This window comes from Photobacterium sp. S4TG1 (assembly GCF_036040035.1).
In the GTDB taxonomy this organism is placed as follows: Bacteria; Pseudomonadota; Gammaproteobacteria; order Enterobacterales; family Vibrionaceae; genus Photobacterium.
On the sequence record NZ_JAYXUH010000021.1, the window covers coordinates 48,568 to 68,802 of the forward strand.

Here is a 20,235-nt window from a genome sequence, read left to right on the forward strand (position 1 = left end):
TAGCACCCATCTATATTCCTAGTTTAAATAAACTAGGGCTATGCAACAAATACTCAATGTCTGAACGGTGAGCAAAACACTATGGCACGCTTTTTTAAGCCTCAAAAACGTACAACTGACACCAAACATAAAGAAATCACGATTAGCCGCTTAGATCACCTTGGTGCTGGTATTGGTCATCTACAGGGAAAATCTGTCTTTGTTGATGGCTTACTTCCCACTGAAACGGCGGTAGTACAGTTAACGGAAGATAAAAAAAATTATGCTCGTGCTAAAGTGATTAAGCGTCTTTCAGACAGTAATGCCCGTATTAAACCCCATTGTGCGATCTATGACCAGTGTGGCGGTTGTAATTTGCAGCATTTATCGCATCAAGGCCAAGTGGCGGCTAAACAACAAGCGCTGAGTGAGTTGATGGAAAAGTTTGCTGTTATTGACCAGGCTGATTGTATTCAACAACCACCGATTATCAGTGAGCCACTGCATTATCGCCGTTGTGCTCGTTTTGCGGTACGTGTTGAAAATAACGGTCAGTTACAATTTGGTTTCCGTAAAAAGCAAAGTAATGACATTGTTAATGTTAATCTGTGTCCAGTATTAGCTCAGCCGCTGAATGATTTATTACCGTCATTACGCGCGTTATTGCAAAATTTAAAAGGCCGTCGTTTTGTTGGTCATATTGAATTGACCCATGCAGATAATGGCTGCGTGGTATTAATTCGCCATCTTGCGCCTTTTAATGCTGACGATAGTGCACTTATTGATGCATTTGCTATCCAACACAATGTGATGTTGTTTTTAGCGCCAGAAACCGATCAACTTATTCAATCTCATGGTGAACAACCTTACTATGAAATTGATGATCTTAAACTGACGTTTTCACCTAAAGATTTTATTCAAGTCAATCGTGATGTGAATATTAAAATGGTAGCACAAGCGATTAAATGGCTTGATGTTCAGCCTCAGGATAGAGTGTTAGATTTATTCTGTGGTCTTGGTAACTTTAGCCTGCCATTAGCTAAATCAGCGAAAGCGGTGGTTGGGGTTGAAGGTATTGATGACATGGTTTTACGCGCGACAGACAATGCTCAAGCTAATGCACAATATAATGCCACTTTCTATCAAGCGAATTTAGAACAAGATGTGACTAAATTGGTGTGGGCACAAGAGCAATTTGATAAAATTTTACTCGATCCTGCGCGTGCAGGTGCTGCTGGAGTGATGGATCATGTGGTTAAGCTAGCACCGAATAAAGTGGTTTATGTATCATGTAATCCCGCAACATTGGCTCGTGATAGCCAAGTGTTATTGCAAAAAGGTTATCAATTAGAGCGCCTTGGTATGTTGGATATGTTCCCACACACTGGGCATTTAGAATCTATGGCATTGTTTGTAAAGGCTCAAAAAAAGCAGAAAAAATAGTTATAGTAATTACTGCTATTGCCATTAAATAGAAAACAGGACAGAGACATGGTCGCAGTACGTGGAGCACATCTAAAAGAAAACACGATATTTGAGCTAGCCTCATGGGTCGAAAGTTTACGTTTGGATGCAAAAACGTTTGGACGTTTAGAAGGAACTTATCTACGTTGTCAGGAACTGGTTATCGATCACGATAATGGTCCGTTGCTGTTATGGCGCGGCCGCGAAATGGTTGAGATTCTGGTAACGTTAAGCATGGACGCCGATACGTTAATATCGGCAATGCTATATCCATTAGTTGAAGCGGGTTGTTATAGCCATGAGCAAGTAAAAGAAGATTACAACGGCACTATTCTGCATTTGGTTGAAGGTGTTGAACAAATGTGTGCCATTAGCCAGCTTAAATCGACAGCGGAAGAAGCGGCTCAATCAGCACAAGTTGATAGCATTCGTCGAATGTTGTTATCAATGGTTGATGATTTCCGTTGTGTTGTTATCAAGTTAGCTGAGCGTATTTGTAATCTTCGCGAAGTGAAAAATGAACCTGATGCGGTGCGTCGTGTCGCGGCACAAGAGTGTGCCAATATTTATGCGCCATTAGCAAACAGACTGGGTATTGGGCAATTAAAATGGGAAATTGAAGACTACGCTTTCCGTTATCAACATCCCGAAGTCTATAAGCAAATTGCCAAACAGCTTTCAGAGCGCCGCATTGATCGTGAAGGCTACATCATGCATTTTGTTGATGATTTATCTGACGCAATGCGAGCTTCAAATATTCGTGCAGAAGTGCAAGGTCGACCTAAGCATATCTACAGCATTTGGCGTAAAATGCAGAAGAAAAGCTTGGAGTTTGATGAGCTTTTTGATGTGCGGGCAGTACGAATTGTTGCTGAAGAGCTGCAAGATTGCTATGCCGCGTTAGGGGTTGTGCACACCAAATACCGCCATTTACCTAAAGAATTTGATGATTATGTCGCGAACCCCAAACCTAACGGTTATCAATCGATTCATACGGTTGTATTGGGGCCTGAAGGCAAAACGATAGAGATTCAGATTCGTACTAAACAAATGCATGAAGAATCTGAGTTAGGGGTTGCCGCGCACTGGAAGTACAAGGAAGGCCCTGCCGCCTCGGGTGGTGCTCAATCTGCTTATGATGAAAAAATAAATTGGTTGCGTAAGTTACTGGTGTGGCAAGAAGAGATGTCAGATTCTGGCGAAATGCTTGATGAACTTCGAAGCCAAGTGTTTGATGATCGTGTTTATGCCTTTACTCCAAAAGGGGACGTGGTTGATTTACCATCAAATGCAACGCCGTTAGATTTTGCATATCATATTCACTCTGAAGTGGGGCACCGTTGTATTGGAGCTAAAGTAGAAGGGCGTATTGTTCCATTTACTTACCATTTACAGATGGGGGATCAGGTTGAAATTATCACGCAAAAAGAACCTAACCCTTCTCGTGATTGGCTAAATCCAAATCAAGGTTTTGTGACCTCTAGTCGTGCGCGAGCCAAGGTTCATGCTTGGTTTCGTAAGCAAGATCGAGACAAAAATATTATTGCAGGTAAAGAAATTCTTGAAGCAGAGCTGAGTAAGATTCATGCAACGCTAAAAGATGCACACTCTTACGCCAGCAAACGCTTTAATGTTAATTCGCCTGAAGAATTGTATGCAGGTATTGGTAGTGGTGATCTGCGGATTAATCAAATTATCAATCATATAAATGCACTAATTAACAAACCTACAGCGGAAGAAGAAGATCAACAACTGCTTGATAAGCTGTCTGAAGCAAGTGAAAAAGCGTCACATACAACCAAGAAGCCTCGCCGTGATTCTGTCGTCGTTGAAGGCGTTGATAATTTAATGACTCACTTAGCGCGTTGTTGTCAGCCAATCCCTGGTGATGATATTCAAGGTTTTGTGACGCAAGGACGAGGTATTTCTGTTCATCGTCATGACTGTGAGCAGTTAGAAGAATTACGTCACCATGCACCAGAGCGTATTATTGATACGGTGTGGGGCGGTGGTTTTATTGGTAATTATACTATTACTGTGCGCGTGACGGCTTCTGAGCGTAACGGTTTGCTTAAAGAGTTGACCAATACCTTAATGAATGAAAAAGTTAAAGTTGCAGGCATGAAGAGCAGGGTTGATTATAAAAAACAAATGTCGATTATGGACTTTGAACTTGAATTAACAGACTTAGATGTTTTAGGGCGAGTATTAAATCGAATTGAACAAGTAAAAGATGTTGCACAAGCTAAACGTTTATATGGTTAACTGTATAATATAGATATAAAAAAATGGGTAGCATTAGCTGCCCATTTTTATATTTAAATAAAGGTTAGGGGCATTATAGTGCGTTTAAATAGATATTGTTTTTATATAATTGTGGGTTGATATTTTATAATTCGATAAATATAGATATTATTATAAAAAATGAAAATAATTAAAAGCATTGACTCATATAAAGTGGCAGGATAATATTTAACCATCTTACTTTTGATGATGTGTTATGTATTTTTTAAAATTACATAAATTGATACTTATATTGTTTACCACTGTGCTTTTTTTAAGTAGCAGTGTAAATGCTGCATTTATAAATCAAGTGCCACGCATCACAACCGAATTATCATCAAGTATCTCAATATCAAGCAAAGATATATTATCGGACTCTATTGCTGCTAATAGTGATTGTTGCTTGAATTGTAAAGATTGCTCTCGTTGTTCTCATTGCCAATGCTGTCAAATAGTCACACATACCAATATTAGTAGTGTGTTACATATTATACCTGCTTTACCTTTGAAAATAGCAAGCGTGAGTCAACTAGCGCCAATTGAAGCCATTCAAGATGAAATGATAATTACAATAGCACCATCAATATATCGACCTCCTATTAGCTAATAATATGTTACTTACTGTATATTCGAAAAATATCATATTATTTTTCGATTAAGTAATGCTATTTATATTAATGTCGTCAATCCTAACTTATAGGTGTGACTGATATTACTAAAGTAATATTTATAGTTCTATTTACATAGAGCTATTGGAGAGTTGTAATGAAAAATACGATATTCAATGTAATAACAAAGAAAAGTATATTAAATATAATATTACTTTGTGCTTTATTTATTATTCCTGATAATGATTTTATGAATGTTCCAACAGAAGCAATAAAGCAGCTGATATTTTTTATTTTATGTATTCAGTGCATTAAAGGATTTGAAAATAAAATAACGCTAAGTTGTTCTTAATTGAACTGTCTTTGAATATAACTAAACAATCAATATTTATTAGGATAAATTATGAATTTTCGAGCATTTAATTACATTGTAAAAATGCATATGTTAAAGATGGTGTTAGTGGCTGTTAGCCTTTTATTGTCAACGTCGGTATTTGCTGAATCAACGATTGATCACGTTTGTAACGACGGTCAGTGTTCTCAATATGTTGTAAGCAATAATGGTACTCATCAGCATGATAGTCACTGTCAGCATCATAATAGTAGCGATTGCAATCATCGTCACAATCACAACAGCTATCACGATAGTAATAATGATAATAGTTACCCCCATCATAATGGCGGCTGTAACCATCATAGTCACCATGGCGATTGTAATCACTATGACAATGAAGACGGTAATCACCGTCATAACAGTGAGTGCCGCCATCATGACAGTGATGAAGGAAACCATCATCGAAGCTGTCATCATAATCAATAATAGTAACTATGAATCGTTGAATTAGTTTTCTACTATTAACTATCAATGTTATGGCGCTGCTAGTGTGATCTAACAGCGCCATTTAAAAGAGTAGATAATATGGATAATAAAATCCGCCCTCAGATAGAACAGCTATTACAAATTATGAGTCAGTTACGCGATCCTCAAACGGGATGTCCGTGGGATTTAAAACAAGACTTTGATTCAATTGTGCCTCATACCATTGAAGAAGCATATGAAGTGGCAGATGCCATTGAACAGAAAAATTGGATAGATGTAAAAGAAGAATTGGGTGATTTACTGTTTCAAGTGGTGTTTTATAGCCAATTAGCTAAAGAACAAGGCTTGTTTAATTTTGATGATGTAGTGTCAGGAATCAGTGATAAATTAATCCGTCGCCATCCACATGTTTTTGGTGGGGCTGAGTTTGCCGATGAAGCGGCAGTAAAGCAAAATTGGGAAGTAGAAAAAGCCAAAGAGCGGGCTGAAAAGGCACAAGACGATAGTTTACTTGCCAATATTCCGTTGGCGTTACCAGCCCTGACACGAGCAAATAAAATTCAGCAGCGTTGTGCTAGTCAGGGTTTTGATTGGGATAGTTTAGGTCCCGTGGTAGATAAAGTGACTGAAGAGCTTGATGAAGTTATGGCCGAGGTCATTCAAACGCCACAAGATCAACATAAGATAGCTGAAGAGATGGGAGATTTGCTTTTTTCTGTGGTTAATTTGAGCCGCCATCTTGAGGTAAAACCGGAACATGCACTGCAACAAGCCAATAAAAAATTTGAGCGACGTTTTCGCCAAGTTGAAAAAAATGTGCTAGAACAAGGTAAGTCACTAGACCAATGCTCATTAACTGAGCTAGATCTTGAGTGGGATAGAGTAAAGCGGTGCGAATGCAATAAATAACTATTCCCATTTAGAATGTTTATGCTATAACGGTATGGTGTTTTAGTGGCTAAAAGTATCGAAATGGGGTGAAAATAACGCGCATATCACTTCCTTGATTTGAGACAAAAAAAATCTTAGGGGTGTGTGATAGTTTTTCACGTTGTGGCGATAAATGGTGTCTGGTATACTAATTTCCCGTCCAGATACACTTTATCCTCTACACCAATCTTCCAGGTTTAACATGACAACGAATTATATTTTTGTTACGGGCGGAGTAGTATCCTCTCTAGGTAAAGGCATTGCTGCAGCATCTTTGGCAGCTATTCTAGAAGCACGTGGTCTTAATGTGACCATGATGAAGTTAGACCCTTACATTAACGTTGATCCAGGCACAATGAGCCCTACTCAGCACGGTGAAGTATTCGTTACGGAAGACGGTGCAGAGACTGATCTTGACTTAGGTCACTACGAGCGTTTCATTCGTACCAAAATGACTAAGCGTAATAACTTTACTGCTGGTCGTGTGTACGCTGATGTACTACGTAAAGAACGTCGTGGTGATTACCTAGGTGCAACGATTCAGGTTATTCCACATATCACAAACGAAATTAAAGATCGTGTGATTGCTGGTGCTGCGGGTCATGATATCGCGATTGTTGAAGTCGGCGGTACAGTAGGTGATATTGAATCACTACCATTTATGGAAGCTATTCGTCAGCTTGCAGTACAACAAGGTCGTGAAAACACCATGTTTATGCACTTGACGTTAGTGCCTTACCTTGCTGCTGCTGGTGAAGTGAAAACTAAACCAACACAACACTCAGTAAAAGAATTACTTTCTATCGGTATTCAACCAGATATTCTGGTTTGCCGTAGTGATCGTATTATTCCTGCAAACGAGCGCGCAAAAATTGCTCTGTTCTGTAATGTGCAGGAAAAAGCGGTTATCTCAATGAAAGACGTAGATTCAATCTACAAAATCCCACAACTTATTAAAGCTCAAGGCCTTGATGACTTGGTATGTAAGCGTTTTGGTATTACTGCGCCAGAAGCTGATCTATCTGAGTGGGAACAAGTTATTTATGAAGAAGCTAACCCGACAGCAGAAGTGACTATTGGTCTGGTTGGTAAATACACTGAACTACCGGATGCATACAAATCAGTTAACGAAGCGCTTAAGCACGCGGGTCTGAAAAACCGTATCTCAGTGAAGATCAAATACATCGATTCTCAAGATGTTGAGTCTAAAGGCACCGAAGTGCTTGCTAACCTTGATGCAATCTTAGTTCCGGGTGGCTTTGGTCATCGTGGTATCGAAGGTAAAATTCTGACGGCTCAATATGCACGTGAAAACAAGATTCCATACCTAGGTATTTGTTTAGGTATGCAAGTTGCGTTGATCGAATTTGCACGTAATGTTGCAAATATGGCTGATGCGCACTCAACAGAATTTAACACTGAAACTAAACACCCAGTTGTTGGTCTTATCACTGAGTGGGTTGATAGTGAAGGTAATGTCGAAGAGCGTACTGAAAAATCTGATCTAGGTGGCACAATGCGCCTTGGTTCTCAGTTATGCCATCTTCAAGACGGTTCAAAAGCACGTGAATTGTATGCTCAAGCGTCAATCCATGAGCGTCACCGTCACCGTTACGAAGTTAATAACAACTTGCTACCAAAGTTAGAGAAGGCTGGTCTGAAAGTATCAGGTCTATCTGCTGATAAGAAGCTAGTTGAGATTATTGAAATTCCGAACCACCCTTGGTTCGTTGCTGCACAGTTCCACCCAGAATTCACTTCAACACCTCGTGATGGTCACCCATTATTTGAAGGTTTTGTTAAAGCTGCAGGTGTACATCACCGCGGCGATTCTGATAAGTAAGGATTACTGATGGCTGCAATAATTATTGTTGCAGCTATTTTATTTAGCTTTTAATTTGAAGATAAAGCAGAGGAAACACAATGTCTAAGATCGTTAAAGTTCTAGCTCGTGAAATCATTGACTCACGTGGCAACCCAACAATTGAAGCTGAAGTTCACCTAGAAGGTGGTTTCGTTGGTATGGCTGCTGCACCTTCTGGTGCATCTACGGGTTCTCGTGAAGCTCTTGAACTTCGTGATGGCGATAAATCTCGTTTCCTTGGTAAAGGTGTTCTTAAAGCAGTTGCTGCTGCTAACGGTCCAATCGCTGAAGTACTAATGGGTAAAGACGCGACTGATCAAGCTGCAATCGACCAACTTATGATCGACCTTGATGGTACTGAAAACAAATCTAACTTTGGTGCTAACGCAATCCTAGCTGTTTCTCTTGCTAACGCAAAAGCAGCTGCTGCATCTAAAGGCATGCCTTTATACGAGCACATTGCAGAGCTAAACGGTACTGCTGGTCAGTTCTCTATGCCTCTACCAATGATGAACATCATCAATGGCGGTGAGCACGCAGATAACACTGTTGATATTCAAGAGTTCATGATTCAGCCAGTAGGTGCTAAGACACTTCGTGAAGCTGTACGTATGGGTTCTGAAGTATTCCACAGCCTAGCTAAAGTTCTTAAGTCTAAGGGCATGAGCACAGCTGTAGGTGACGAAGGTGGTTTCGCTCCAAACCTTGAGTCAAACGAAGCTGCTCTTAAAGCAATCCAAGAAGCTGTTGAAGCTGCAGGTTACGAGCTAGGTACAGATATTACTCTAGCTATGGACTGTGCTGCTTCTGAGTTCTACAACAAAGAACAAGGCATCTACGACCTTAAAGGTGAAGGTAAGCAATTCACTTCAGAAGAGTTTAACTACTTCCTGAAAGATCTTACTGAGAAGTTCCCAGCTATCGTTTCTATCGAAGATGGCCTAGACGAATCAGATTGGGCTGGCTTCAAGCACCAAACTGAACTACTAGGTGATAAGATTCAACTAGTAGGTGACGATCTATTCGTTACAAACACTAAGATCTTCGCTGAAGGTATTGAGAAAGGCATCACTAACTCAATCCTAATCAAGCTTAACCAAATCGGTTCTCTAACTGAAACTTTAGCTGCAATCAAGATGGCTAAAGATGCTGGTTACACTGCTGTTATCTCTCACCGTTCAGGCGAGACAGAAGACGCAACTATCGCTGATCTAGCGGTAGGTACAGCTGCAGGTCAAATCAAAACTGGTTCTATGAGCCGTTCTGATCGTGTTGCTAAGTACAACCAACTTATCCGTATCGAAGAAGCACTAGGCGAGCGCGCTGCTTTCAACGGTCTGAAAGAAGTTAAAGGTCAAGCTTAATTCTTTTAAGCCTATAATTGAGTTTACTCAATTAGCCTAAATCGAACCGTCTCTTAGGAGGCGGTTTTTTTTTATTAAAAAGTGATGTTGCTATAAATATCACTTAAAAAATGTTTTTTGTTTGATTTAACAGCAAATTTGACACTCAGCTAGCACTGTATCAACTCTATAACCATAATAGTGGTCACAATAAGCTGATTATGGGATTATTACGGTTTTGCAGCCTGCATTCCAATGACTCGCTATGACGCGGTTTATTGGAATGTATTTTGGTGGCATTGACATCTACGCTAATTTTGAAGGGGAACCATGCGTCTGTTTATCATTATCCTGCTAGTGCTTTTAGCTTGGCTGCAGTACGATTTTTGGGATGGTAAAAACGGTATGAATGAATATACCGCAGTAAAAGAAAGTGTTGCCTTACAGCAAGCTGCTAACACTGAATTACAACAACGAAACCAACAAATGTACGCAGAAATTAAAGATCTTCACGGTGGTAAAGAAGCGGTGGAAGAACGTGCACGTAATGATTTAGGCTTAATTAAGCCCGGTGAAACCTTTATTCGTGTGCTTGGCGATAATAACTAAAGACCGCGTTTTTTGTTGTGAGTGAAGTTGATAATGACTGAAGAATTTATTGCCGTAGTACCTGCGGCAGGGATCGGTAGTCGAATGGCGGCCGATCGCCCAAAGCAATATCTTCATATTGAAGGTAAAACGATTTTAGAACATACCGTTGATCGATTATTGGATTTACCTGAAATTACGCAGGTAGTGATTGCTATCAGCGCTGATGATCCTTATTTTCCACAGCTAGCATTAGCTACAGATCCTCGCATTACAGTGGTGAATGGTGGCGCTGAACGGGCTGATTCAGTGTTTGCTGGTTTAGCCGCTATTAGCAATGATAACGCATGGGTGTTAGTACATGATGCTGCGCGACCATGTGTTCGCCGAGCAGATTTGCGCGCCTTAATAACCGCGGCTGTAAATAGTGATTGTGGTGCAATTTTAGCGGCGCCAGTACGTGATACGATGAAACGTGGTCATCAACAATCAACTCAGCCACAAATTTTTCATACTGTTGAACGTGATAATTTATGGCATGCACTCACGCCACAGATGTTTCGTGCAGGGCAATTACGCCAATCGTTAACAACGGCTTTAGCACAAGGTGCAACCATTACTGACGAAGCTTCAGCGCTTGAGTTTTGTGGTTATACGCCACTGCTTGTTGCTGGCCGCAGTGATAATTTTAAAGTGACTCAGCCAGAGGATTTGGCGTTGGCTGCGTTCTATCTTCAACTTTTAATAAAGGAACAATATTAATGCGTATTGGTCATGGGTTTGATGTGCATAAATTTGGTGGTGCAGGCCCTGTTATTATTGGTGGCGTTGCTGTTCCTTATGAACAAGGTTTAATTGCACACTCTGACGGTGATGTAGCTTTGCATGCTGTTTGTGATGCGTTATTAGGGGCAATTGGTGCGGGTGATATTGGCCGCCACTTTCCTGATACTGATGCAGAATGGGCGGGTGCAGACAGTCGATTTTTACTGCGTGATGTCTATAACAAGGTTAAGGCAATGGGCTATTGTCTTGGAAATCTGGATGTCACAATTATTGCCCAAGCACCTAAAATGGCGCCACACATCACTGCGATGTGCCAAGCCATTGCTGATGATCTGGAAACAGATCTCGCCAATATTAATGTTAAGGCAACCACTTCTGAGCGTTTAGGTTTTACTGGGCGTAAAGAAGGCATTGCTTGTGAAGCAGTTGTTTTAATTAAAAAGGTATAATCACACCATGTCGACAAATAACACCTCTGCAAACGTAATGGATTGTTTTAAATGGCTGCATGAACAGCCAATTTGCCAAGGAAATATCAAGGCAAACCCACAAGATTTTATCGTTAACGAGCAGTTAGGTTTTACCTTCAGTGGTACTGGCGAGCACTTAATGGTTAAAATTCGCAAAACGGGCGAAAATACCAAATATGTAGTAAATGAATTAGCCAAAGCTTGTGGTGTTAAATCGCGTGATGTGAGCTGGGCCGGTCTTAAAGATCGCCACGCGGTCACTGAGCAATGGATTAGTGTTCATTTGCCAGGTAAAGCAGATCCTGATTTAACTCAGTTTGAAGCTGAACATCCAGGTATTGAAATTCTTGAAACGACACGTCATGATAAAAAATTGCGTCCAGGTGATCTGCAAGGTAACTGGTTCCAATTACGTTTAACTGATTTAGACCAACCACAAGCGTTGGCTGAACGTTTAGCGTTAGTTAAACAACAAGGTGTTGCCAACTATTTTGGTCAGCAACGCTTTGGCTATGGTGGCAATAACGTCATTAAAGCTCGCGCTTGGGGTAATAATGAATTCCGCGTTCGTGATAAGAGCAAACGTAGTTTTTATTTATCTGCAGCCCGTTCTTGGATGTTTAACCAAGTTTTATCAGCGCGTATTGAGCAAAATCTTACTCGTGAAATCATGGTGGGTGATTGCTTGCAAACGGCGGGTGATGATCGCACTTTTATTGCAGAAACAATGACACCTGAATTACAACAGCAAGTAATGAGTGGTGAGGTGGCGATTACTGGCCCATTACTGGGTGACAATGCACTACCTACAACAGCAGACGCACAAGCATTTGAATTAGCGATTGTTGAACAAGAACCTGCACTAGTGGCATTGGTTCGTGATAACCGTATGCGTCATGATCGTCGTCCTTTATTATTATTACCGCAGAATATGCAGTGGCAATTTGATGATAACGGTGTGATTCTTTCTTTTGCTTTGCCTGCTGGTAGTTTTGCGACGTCAGTAGTGCGTGAGTTGATCATGCCGCTAGAATCAGAAGGTATGAATGATGAGAATACTGATCAGCAATGATGATGGTATTTTTGCTGAAGGTATAAATACGTTAGCCAAGGTCCTTAGTGACCTTGGTGAAGTAACGATGGTCGCTCCTGATCGTAATCGATCGGGGGCATCTAATTCGTTAACGATTGATTATCCATTACGTATTCGTCAGCAAAGTAATAACAAGGTTGCAGTACAGGGTACACCCGTTGATTGTGTTCATTTTGCACTGACTGAATGGTTAGATGTTCGTCCTGATATTGTGGTTACGGGTATTAATCATGGTGCAAATTTAGGCGATGATGTGTTGTATTCCGGCACTGTTGCAGCGGCAACAGAAGGTTATTTCTTAGGTGTGCCTGCCATTGCAGTGTCATTAGTCGGCGAGACCCATTTTGAAACTGCCGCTCAAGTTGTTAAAATCTTAATTGAAAAAATGATGATGCATCCCTTAGAGGGGGCACATAAAATCATTAATGTGAATGTTCCTGATGTGCTTTTTGAACAGCTAAAAGGGTGGAAGACAACCCGTTTAGGTGCGCGTCATCGAGCAGTCAACATGATAAAGAAAACTGATCCTCGGGGTAATCCCTTATATTGGTTAGGCCCTCCTGGTGACACGCAAGATGCAGCAGAGGGTACTGATTTTTTTGCGATTGAACACGGGGAAGTTTCAATTACTCCGTTGCAAGTCGACCTGACTGCGCATGATGCAATAGCCGGGCTAGAAAGCTGGATGCATACGGTGGAGATCCGATAACTATGCGTTATCAGAGGCAAGTTGATAACTTAATTGCGTTATTAGTCGCTCGCGGTATTACTGATCAACGAGTGTTGCGTGCTATTTCTGCAATACCAAGAGAGTTCTTCGTTGATGAAGCATTTTCTTATCAAGCTTATGAAAACAATGCACTACCTATAGGCAGTGGTCAGACAATTTCGCAGCCTTACATTGTTGCTAAAATGACGTCACTATTAGCGTTGACAGCGCAATCTTCGGTGCTAGAAATTGGTACAGGATCAGGTTATCAAGCGTCAGTGTTAGCGCAGTTAGCCGATCATGTTTATTCTGTTGAGCGAATTAAAGGTCTGCAATGGCTAGCAAAGCGACGTTTTAAACAATTAGAATTGTATAATATTTCAACCAAACATGGTGATGGATGGCAGGGCTGGGAAAGCAAAGGCCCATTTGATGCTATTATTGTGACCGCTGCGCCAAGTGAGGTTCCCCAGAGCCTATTAACCCAACTTGCTGATGGTGGGCGGTTAATATTACCCGTAGGTTATTCAGAACAAGTGTTAAGATTGATTGTTCGCAACGGCGATCAGTTTATTGAAACGGATATTGAACCTGTTAAATTTGTGCCGTTAGTGGCTGGAGATTTGGCGTAAATAATGAGTATTGAGCGTATGATGAAAAAAATAATTCAACCTTCTTTGCTAGCAGCAACTTGTGTAATGCTGCTATCTGCATGTAGTAGTCATACGCCTGCTCCTGTTTCTAATCTTGCTAAAGATTATTCTCAACTCCAACGTGGTAGCTTTCATGGGCGCTATTACACTGTTCAAAAAGGAGATACGCTGTATTTTATCTCTTATATGGCGGGGCGTGATGTTAAAGACATCGTAAAGCTAAACCGTTTACCTTATCCCTATACTATCTATCCAGGGCAGCGCCTGGCGATTCCAACATCGGAAAGCCATGTAGTTACACCAGCGCGCACAATACCTTCTCCATCAAAGAGTGTTGTTGTCACTCCATTGGTTGAACCGCCTACGACGAAAACGGTAACCCAGACCTTACCGAAAAAAGTAGTATCAGAACCTGTTGAGCAAAAAACAACCAATAAACCAGTTGCTAAGAGCGAAGCAAAAGAGTACTCTGAAAAAACAAAAGTTAACAAACCCGTAACAACTAAGCCTGTAACAACCAAACCGGTAGTCACAAAACCTGCCGTACAAGTTTCAAGCTCTGGTTGGGCTTGGCCAGTGAAAGGAAAAGTTATTGCAGGGTTCTCAAATGCAGATAATGGCAATAAAGGTATCGATATTACCGCTGCACGTGGTACTCCAATTCGAGCAGCGTCAGCAGGTAAAGTTGTGTATGCAGGTGATGCACTACGAGGATACGGCAATTTAGTCATTATTAAACACAATGAAGATTACCTCAGTGCTTATGCGCACAACGACAAAATTCTAGTTAAAGAGCAACAATCAGTTAAAGCTGGTCAGGAAATCGCAACAATGGGTAGTTCAGGTGCATCAAGTGTTAGATTGCACTTTGAAATCCGCTATAAAGGTAAGTCTGTCGATCCAATGCGCTTTCTTCCTAAATAGCACACCATAATAAAAATAGTGAGAAACGTACAAATTAGAGATGACATCATGACGTTGTAATGTCTTTAACTCGCCATCTGGGAGGCGCTATGAGTAGAAGCAGCACAGCCAAAAAACTTGAATCATTGACATTAGATGACAGCATTGAACTTAATAGTTTGGTGGTGCCAACTGATAATAATTCTGATACGTCAGCATCGACTGAAGATGTTGATATCTCCAAATATGAGACAAGCGCTAAAGCACTTGATGCAACCCAACTTTACCTTGGTGAAATTGGATATTCTCCTTTGCTCACCGCAGAAGAGGAAGTGTTGTATGCTCGCCGTGCACTCCGTGGTGATGAAGTCGCTCGCAAACGTATGATTGAAAGTAATCTTCGTTTAGTCGTAAAGATATCACGTCGTTACAGTAATCGTGGTTTAGCGTTACTTGATTTAGTTGAAGAAGGAAACTTAGGTCTTATTCGTGCGGTTGAAAAATTTGACCCTGAACGTGGTTTCCGCTTTTCAACTTATGCAACATGGTGGATCCGTCAAACGATTGAACGGGCTATCATGAATCAAACTCGTACTATTCGTTTACCTATTCACGTAGTGAAAGAGCTTAATGTTTATTTACGTACGGCACGTGAATTAGCCCAAAAGCTTGATCATGAGCCAACTGCTGAAGACATTGCACAGCAACTTGAAAAATCTGTTGATGATGTTAACCGTATGCTTCGTCTCAATGAGCGTGTAAGCTCGGTTGATAATCCTATCGGTGGTGATTCTGAAAAAGCCTTACTGGATATTATTCCTGATGAAAAAGGCGGTAGCCCTGAGACTTCGACCCAAGATGATGACATCAAAAATTCGATTGTTCATTGGCTGCAAGATCTTAATCCCAAGCAGCGTGAAGTGTTAGCGCGTCGATTTGGTTTATTAGGCTATGAAGCATCGACATTAGAAGATGTTGGCCGTGAAATTGGTTTAACACGTGAGCGTGTTCGTCAGATTCAAGTTGAGGGATTACGTCGTTTACGTGACATGTTAACCCATCAAGGGCTAAGTATTGAGTCGCTATTTAATCAGGAAGTTTAAGCAAAAGTGTCAATGACGAAAGTAGCCTAATACCATCATGAGTATTAATACTAGCAGTCTTTTTATTCACACTTTTATGCGAGTGAATACTCATTAGAACGATGAAAATAAAAAAGGACGCTGTTGCGTCCTTTTTTGATGTCATTTAATTTATGTGTAATTAGCGTAACAATGCTTTTAATCGATACAGTTCATCAAGTGCTTGACGTGGCGTTAACTCATCAGGATTGACGTTGGTTAATGCTTCTTCAACTTCACTTGGCTCTGGAATCAAACTTAGTTGATGTTCCTCTCGGGGTGGTTGCCCTGCTATTGCTACTGATGGTTGGGCTTTCTGATGCCCTAATGCTTCTAGTTGCTTTAGCTTTATTTTAGCACGTTTGATCACCGCTTTAGGGACCCCTGCAAGACTTGCCACAGCTAAACCATAAGATTTGCTGGCAGCGCCATCCTGAACGCTATGCATAAATGCAATATTGTCACCATGTTCAACCGCATCTAGGTGAACATTCGCAAGGCCTGAAAGTAAAGACGGTAATTCAGTTAGCTCAAAATAGTGAGTGGCAAATAATGTCATTGCCGCAATTTTATCAGCTAGCCATTCTGCACTCGCCCACGCAAGAGATAATCCATCATAAGTACTAGTACCACGACCAATTTCATCCATTAAGACTAAACTGTGTTTGGTTGCATTATGGAGAATATTAGCGGTTTCCGTCATTTCGACCATAAAGGTTGAACGGCCAGAAGCAAGATCATCTGATGCACCAATACGGGTGAAAATGCGATCTAATGGGCCGATAGTTACCGCATCTGCTGGAACAAATGAACCAACATGTGCCATTAATGCAATCAGTGCAGTTTGACGCATGTAAGTTGATTTACCGCCCATGTTAGGGCCGGTAATGATCAACATGCGACGATCTTGATGTAACGCAATAGGGTTCGCGATAAACGGTTCACTTAATACTTGCTCAACCACAGGGTGACGACCCGCGGTAATATTAATACCTGTGGTCGTGGTTAGTTGTGGGCGGCAGTAATTTAAGCTATCAGCGCGTTCAGCCAAGTTGGCTAATACATCTAATTCAGATAATGCACTTGCCGCTAACTGCAATCGTTCTAAATGTGGCAGCAGTTGATCAAACAGCTCTTCCCACAATTTTTTCTCAAGTGCTAAGGCTTTTGATTTTGAATTAAGTACTTTATCTTCGTGCTCTTTTAATTCAGGAATAATATAGCGTTCAGCATTTTTTAGGGTTTGGCGACGAATATAGTGCTCAGGGACTAAGTGGCTTTGACCGCGGCTAACCTGAATAAAGAAGCCATGAACCTGATTAAAGCCGACTTTTAGGCTATCAATATCGTGGCGCTCACGCTCACGAGTTTCAAGATCAGTTAAATATTGTTTAGCGCCATCGGCTAAATCACGCCATTCATCTAATTCAGCATTATAGCCAGGTGCTAAAACGCCTCCATCACGAATAATAACCGGTGGGTTTTCAATGATCGCGTGCTCAAGTAGTTGGCATAGATCATCCATTGGCGCACTGTGCTGTGCTAACTCCCCAATGCGAGGCTGTGGAATGTCAGCTAATAATTGTGCTAGTTCAGGCAAATACTGCATTGCAGTGCGCATACGCGCTAAATCACGAGGACGCGCTGAACGTAATGCTAATCGTGCAACAATACGTTCTAAGTCGCCCATATGGCGTAAAACACTGGCCGTATCGACGAACATTCCGCTGTCTTTAAAGGCCTCAATAGCATTTAAGCGACCATTTAATTGGTGCTGATCGCGAATGGGCTGATGTAACCAACGTTTAAGTAAACGGCTACCCATTGGGGTTGCTGTATGATCTAATACTTCAGCTAGGGTATTATCAAAACCGCCCGCCAAGTTTTGGGTTAATTCTAAATTGCGTCGTGTTGCAGCATCTAAAATGACCGCATGATCTTGAGTATCAAGGATGATTGCACGAATATGCGGTAGAGCTGTACGTTGAGTATCTTTGACATATTGCATCAAACAACCGGCAGCACATAAACCTAAGTTGGCATTCTCGACCCCAAAGCCCACTAAATCACGCGTTCCAAACTGCAATGTCAGTTGTTGGCGTGCGGTTTCTAATTCAAATTCCCAAATTGGACGACGACGTTTACCTTTGAAGGGGTCGACTAAATGCAAATATGTGAAATCTTCAGGATAAAGCAATTCAGCTGGGCTAGTACGTTGTAGCTCTGCTTGCATTTCTTCTTCTGTTGTTGGCTCGGTTAGCATGAAACGGCCAGAGGTAATATCAAGCGTTGCGTAGCCAAATTTGTTATTGGCAGTATAAATAGCGGCAATAAGGTTATCACGACGCTCGTTCAGCAATGCTTCATCACTGACGGTACCTGGTGTTACGATACGGACAACTTTACGTTCTACAGGACCTTTGCTGGTGGCGGGATCTCCAATCTGCTCACAGATAGCGACCGATACCCCTTGCTGTACCAATTTAGCCAAGTAACCTTCCACCGCATGGTAAGGAACACCTGCCATTGGAATAGGTTCACCATTGGTCGCGCCACGCTTCGTCAGCGAGATATCAAGTAATTGTGAAGCTCGCTTGGCATCATCAAAAAACATCTCATAGAAGTCGCCCATACGGTAGAACAATAAAATATCAGGGTTTTCAGCTTTGATCCGAAGGAACTGTTGCATCATAGGAGTATGTTTTTCTAAGCCTTTTATCGTCACGATATTGCCTACTCTTGCTGGTTCAACGTCGGCTACTTGGCGTAGCTCGACCAATAAAATAATGAAGCCTAAGGATACGTGAATCAGTGGATCGGGCAAAGTAGCCATTGGACTTTTTTTATCATCTTTGCAATGGTGATGAACAGGCGTAAAGTTAGCTGATATACATCAATGTATTAAAGGCAATAAATAGAAACCAGCTTGGAGGCACAAATGGTAAATATTGAACAATTGGCTTATGAACTTGGTGAAGTACTAACCGCTAAACAGTGGGTAGCAACTACCGCTGAGTCTTGTACTGGTGGTGGTGTATCATTTGCGATTACTGATGTTCCGGGAAGTTCAGCATGGTTTAATCGTGCTTTTATTACTTATAGTAATGAAGCTAAGAAACAAATGTTAAGCGTTACTGAGCAAGCCCTAATGGAATTTGGTGCGGTAAGTGAAGCGGTTGTATTTGAAATGGCTTGTGGCGCTTTAGCTGCGTCACGTGCTGATATTAGTGTCGCAATTAGTGGTATTGCAGGCCCTGATGGTGGTACTGATGATAAACCTGTGGGAACCGTATGGTTTGCTTGGGCGGATGCAACGGGCTGGCAACAAACACGATGCTGCTTATTCAGTGGTTCGCGCCAACAGGTGAGACAACAAGCAATTACTGAAGCATTATCTGGCCTGATTTGTCGCGTCAATGAAGTGATGGATTTGTGATCCTATCCTTAAAAATTCGTATTTAACAAAAAAAAGCAAACCAGAACTAGACACTGTATGAATAGACAGTATACTAAGTCTCATACCCAGTTTAGTTACTTTATTTTAGCATCCGTTGGAGAGTCGAATGGACGATAACAAGCAAAAGGCTCTTGCCGCAGCGTTAGGTCAGATTGAAAAGCAGTTCGGTAAAGGTTCAATTATGAAATTGGGCGATAACCGTACTATGGATATCGAAACTGTTTCAACTGGTTCATTATCACTTGATATTGCACTGGGTGCTGGTGGTTTACCAATGGGACGTATTGTAGAAATCTACGGTCCAGAATCTTCAGGTAAAACAACGTTAACTTTAGAAACGATTGCTGCAGCTCAAAAAACAGGCAAGACGTGTGCATTTATTGACGCTGAACACGCACTTGATCCAATTTATGCAGAAAAACTGGGTGTTGATATTAACCAACTTCTTGTGTCTCAACCTGATACAGGTGAGCAAGCACTAGAAATTGTTGATGCACTAGCTCGTTCAGGGGCCGTTGATTTAATCGTTGTTGACTCCGTTGCGGCTCTTACACCAAAAGCTGAAATTGAAGGTGAAATGGGTGATTCACATATGGGCCTTCAAGCACGTATGTTATCGCAAGCAATGCGTAAATTAACCGGTAATCTTAAACAGTCTAACTGTATGTGTATCTTCATTAACCAAATTCGTATGAAGATTGGTGTAATGTTTGGTAACCCAGAAACGACAACGGGTGGTAATGCATTGAAGTTCTATGCTTCTGTTCGTCTTGATATTCGCCGTACTGGTGCAATTAAAGATGGTGATGAAGTTGTGGGTAATGAAACCCGTATTAAAGTTGTTAAGAACAAAATTGCAGCGCCGTTTAAGCAAGCTGAAACTCAGATTTTATATGGCCAAGGTTTTAACCGTAATGGTGAATTAATTGACCTTGGTGTTAAACATAAATTAGTTGAAAAAGCAGGTGCTTGGTATAGCTACCAAGGCAATAAAATTGGTCAAGGTAAAGCAAACTCTTGCAAATACCTTGTTGAAAACCCTGAAATTGCTGCTGAGATTGAGAAAAAATTGCGTGATTTACTGTTATCGCCTGCCGTTGCCGAAACAGAAACTCCGGATGTTGCAGCTATTGATGCTGAAGACGGTGATGCTTTTTAATCAAA

17 protein-coding genes are annotated in these 20,235 nt (G+C 41.2%); 16 read left to right on the forward strand and 1 reads right to left on the reverse strand.

Annotated features, from left to right (window positions below; all coding sequences use genetic code 11):
- Nucleotides 1–81: 81 nt before the first annotated feature.
- The 14 genes from rlmD (at nt 82) to rpoS (ending at nt 15,596) form a co-directional block, all read left to right on the forward strand.
- A complete protein-coding gene (gene rlmD, locus VXS03_RS18190; RefSeq protein ID WP_327765284.1) occupies nt 82–1,422 on the forward strand; it encodes a 23S rRNA (uracil(1939)-C(5))-methyltransferase RlmD in 1,341 nt (446 codons plus the stop codon).
- A gap of 48 nt (nt 1,423–1,470) precedes the next feature.
- On the forward strand, nt 1,471–3,708 hold the full coding sequence (gene relA / locus VXS03_RS18195; protein WP_327765285.1) for a GTP diphosphokinase: 2,238 nt from the start codon (nt 1,471–1,473) through the stop codon (nt 3,706–3,708).
- 1,029 nt (nt 3,709–4,737) lie between these two features.
- Nucleotides 4,738–5,154 carry a hypothetical protein gene (locus VXS03_RS18200; RefSeq protein ID WP_327765286.1) on the forward strand — a complete coding sequence of 139 codons (417 nt, stop codon included), beginning with the start codon at nt 4,738–4,740 and terminating at the stop codon, nt 5,152–5,154.
- 99 nt (nt 5,155–5,253) lie between these two features.
- Nucleotides 5,254–6,063 carry a nucleoside triphosphate pyrophosphohydrolase gene (gene mazG, locus VXS03_RS18205; protein WP_327765287.1) on the forward strand — a complete coding sequence of 270 codons (810 nt, stop codon included), beginning with the start codon at nt 5,254–5,256 and terminating at the stop codon, nt 6,061–6,063.
- Nucleotides 6,064–6,286: 223 nt separating this feature from the next.
- Entirely contained in the window at nt 6,287–7,927 is a 1,641-nt protein-coding gene (locus VXS03_RS18210) for a CTP synthase (RefSeq protein WP_327765288.1), read from the forward strand.
- Between the two features lie 80 nt (nt 7,928–8,007).
- Nucleotides 8,008–9,312 carry a phosphopyruvate hydratase gene (gene eno, locus VXS03_RS18215; protein WP_080158207.1) on the forward strand — a complete coding sequence of 435 codons (1,305 nt, stop codon included), beginning with the start codon at nt 8,008–8,010 and terminating at the stop codon, nt 9,310–9,312.
- A gap of 309 nt (nt 9,313–9,621) precedes the next feature.
- A complete protein-coding gene (ftsB, locus tag VXS03_RS18220) occupies nt 9,622–9,900 on the forward strand; it encodes a cell division protein FtsB (RefSeq protein ID WP_080158206.1) in 279 nt (92 codons plus the stop codon).
- A 33-nt stretch (nt 9,901–9,933) separates the two neighbouring features.
- Nucleotides 9,934–10,641 (forward strand): 2-C-methyl-D-erythritol 4-phosphate cytidylyltransferase, encoded by a 708-nt coding sequence (gene ispD / locus VXS03_RS18225; protein WP_327765289.1) that lies wholly within the window; start codon nt 9,934–9,936, stop codon nt 10,639–10,641.
- Entirely contained in the window at nt 10,641–11,114 is a 474-nt protein-coding gene (gene ispF / locus VXS03_RS18230; RefSeq protein WP_327765290.1) for a 2-C-methyl-D-erythritol 2,4-cyclodiphosphate synthase, read from the forward strand. Before ispD ends, ispF begins: the two co-directional genes overlap by 1 nt.
- Nucleotides 11,115–11,151: 37 nt before the next feature.
- A complete protein-coding gene (gene truD, locus VXS03_RS18235; protein WP_327765298.1) occupies nt 11,152–12,207 on the forward strand; it encodes a tRNA pseudouridine(13) synthase TruD in 1,056 nt (351 codons plus the stop codon).
- Nucleotides 12,185–12,937, forward strand: coding sequence for a 5'/3'-nucleotidase SurE (surE, locus tag VXS03_RS18240; RefSeq protein ID WP_327765299.1), 753 nt, complete (start codon nt 12,185–12,187; stop codon nt 12,935–12,937). The genes truD and surE overlap by 23 nt, the downstream gene beginning before the upstream one ends.
- A gap of 2 nt (nt 12,938–12,939) precedes the next feature.
- Complete coding sequence (locus VXS03_RS18245; protein WP_327765291.1) at nt 12,940–13,569, forward strand: protein-L-isoaspartate(D-aspartate) O-methyltransferase; 630 nt, start codon at nt 12,940–12,942, stop codon at nt 13,567–13,569.
- 21 nt (nt 13,570–13,590) lie between these two features.
- Nucleotides 13,591–14,514: a peptidoglycan DD-metalloendopeptidase family protein gene (locus tag VXS03_RS18250; protein ID WP_327765300.1), complete on the forward strand. Its 924-nt coding sequence runs from the start codon at nt 13,591–13,593 to the stop codon at nt 14,512–14,514.
- Nucleotides 14,515–14,603: 89 nt separating this feature from the next.
- The gene (gene rpoS / locus VXS03_RS18255) at nt 14,604–15,596 is read left to right on the forward strand and encodes an RNA polymerase sigma factor RpoS (RefSeq protein ID WP_327765292.1); all 993 of its coding nucleotides are present in this window, start codon (nt 14,604–14,606) and stop codon (nt 15,594–15,596) included.
- 160 nt (nt 15,597–15,756) lie between these two features.
- On the opposite strand, the gene mutS is transcribed toward rpoS, so the two are convergent.
- The gene (gene mutS, locus VXS03_RS18260; RefSeq protein ID WP_327765301.1) at nt 15,757–18,339 is read right to left on the reverse strand and encodes a DNA mismatch repair protein MutS; all 2,583 of its coding nucleotides are present in this window, start codon (nt 18,337–18,339) and stop codon (nt 15,757–15,759) included.
- A 213-nt stretch (nt 18,340–18,552) separates the two neighbouring features.
- Here mutS and pncC point away from each other — a divergent pair, with 213 nt between their 5' ends.
- Nucleotides 18,553–19,050 (forward strand): nicotinamide-nucleotide amidase, encoded by a 498-nt coding sequence (gene pncC / locus VXS03_RS18265; protein ID WP_327765293.1) that lies wholly within the window; start codon nt 18,553–18,555, stop codon nt 19,048–19,050.
- A 127-nt stretch (nt 19,051–19,177) separates the two neighbouring features.
- Nucleotides 19,178–20,230 (forward strand): recombinase RecA, encoded by a 1,053-nt coding sequence (gene recA / locus VXS03_RS18270; protein WP_327765294.1) that lies wholly within the window; start codon nt 19,178–19,180, stop codon nt 20,228–20,230.
- Nucleotides 20,231–20,235 lie beyond the last annotated feature (5 nt).

Bases quoted from the DNA above. Each gene is read 5' to 3' on its own strand.
- rlmD (WP_327765284.1), top strand. From the start codon at position 82: ATGGCACGCTTTTTTAAGCCTCAAAAACGTACAACTGACACCAAACAT.
- relA (WP_327765285.1), top strand. From the start codon at position 1,471: ATGGTCGCAGTACGTGGAGCACATCTAAAAGAAAACACGATATTTGAG.
- VXS03_RS18200 (WP_327765286.1), top strand. From the start codon at position 4,738: ATGAATTTTCGAGCATTTAATTACATTGTAAAAATGCATATGTTAAAG.
- mazG (WP_327765287.1), top strand. From the start codon at position 5,254: ATGGATAATAAAATCCGCCCTCAGATAGAACAGCTATTACAAATTATG.
- VXS03_RS18210 (WP_327765288.1), top strand. From the start codon at position 6,287: ATGACAACGAATTATATTTTTGTTACGGGCGGAGTAGTATCCTCTCTA.
- eno (WP_080158207.1), top strand. From the start codon at position 8,008: ATGTCTAAGATCGTTAAAGTTCTAGCTCGTGAAATCATTGACTCACGT.
- ftsB (WP_080158206.1), top strand. From the start codon at position 9,622: ATGCGTCTGTTTATCATTATCCTGCTAGTGCTTTTAGCTTGGCTGCAG.
- ispD (WP_327765289.1), top strand. From the start codon at position 9,934: ATGACTGAAGAATTTATTGCCGTAGTACCTGCGGCAGGGATCGGTAGT.
- ispF (WP_327765290.1), top strand. From the start codon at position 10,641: ATGCGTATTGGTCATGGGTTTGATGTGCATAAATTTGGTGGTGCAGGC.
- truD (WP_327765298.1), top strand. From the start codon at position 11,152: ATGGATTGTTTTAAATGGCTGCATGAACAGCCAATTTGCCAAGGAAAT.
- surE (WP_327765299.1), top strand. From the start codon at position 12,185: ATGAGAATACTGATCAGCAATGATGATGGTATTTTTGCTGAAGGTATA.
- VXS03_RS18245 (WP_327765291.1), top strand. From the start codon at position 12,940: ATGCGTTATCAGAGGCAAGTTGATAACTTAATTGCGTTATTAGTCGCT.
- VXS03_RS18250 (WP_327765300.1), top strand. From the start codon at position 13,591: ATGAAAAAAATAATTCAACCTTCTTTGCTAGCAGCAACTTGTGTAATG.
- rpoS (WP_327765292.1), top strand. From the start codon at position 14,604: ATGAGTAGAAGCAGCACAGCCAAAAAACTTGAATCATTGACATTAGAT.
- pncC (WP_327765293.1), top strand. From the start codon at position 18,553: ATGGTAAATATTGAACAATTGGCTTATGAACTTGGTGAAGTACTAACC.
- recA (WP_327765294.1), top strand. From the start codon at position 19,178: ATGGACGATAACAAGCAAAAGGCTCTTGCCGCAGCGTTAGGTCAGATT.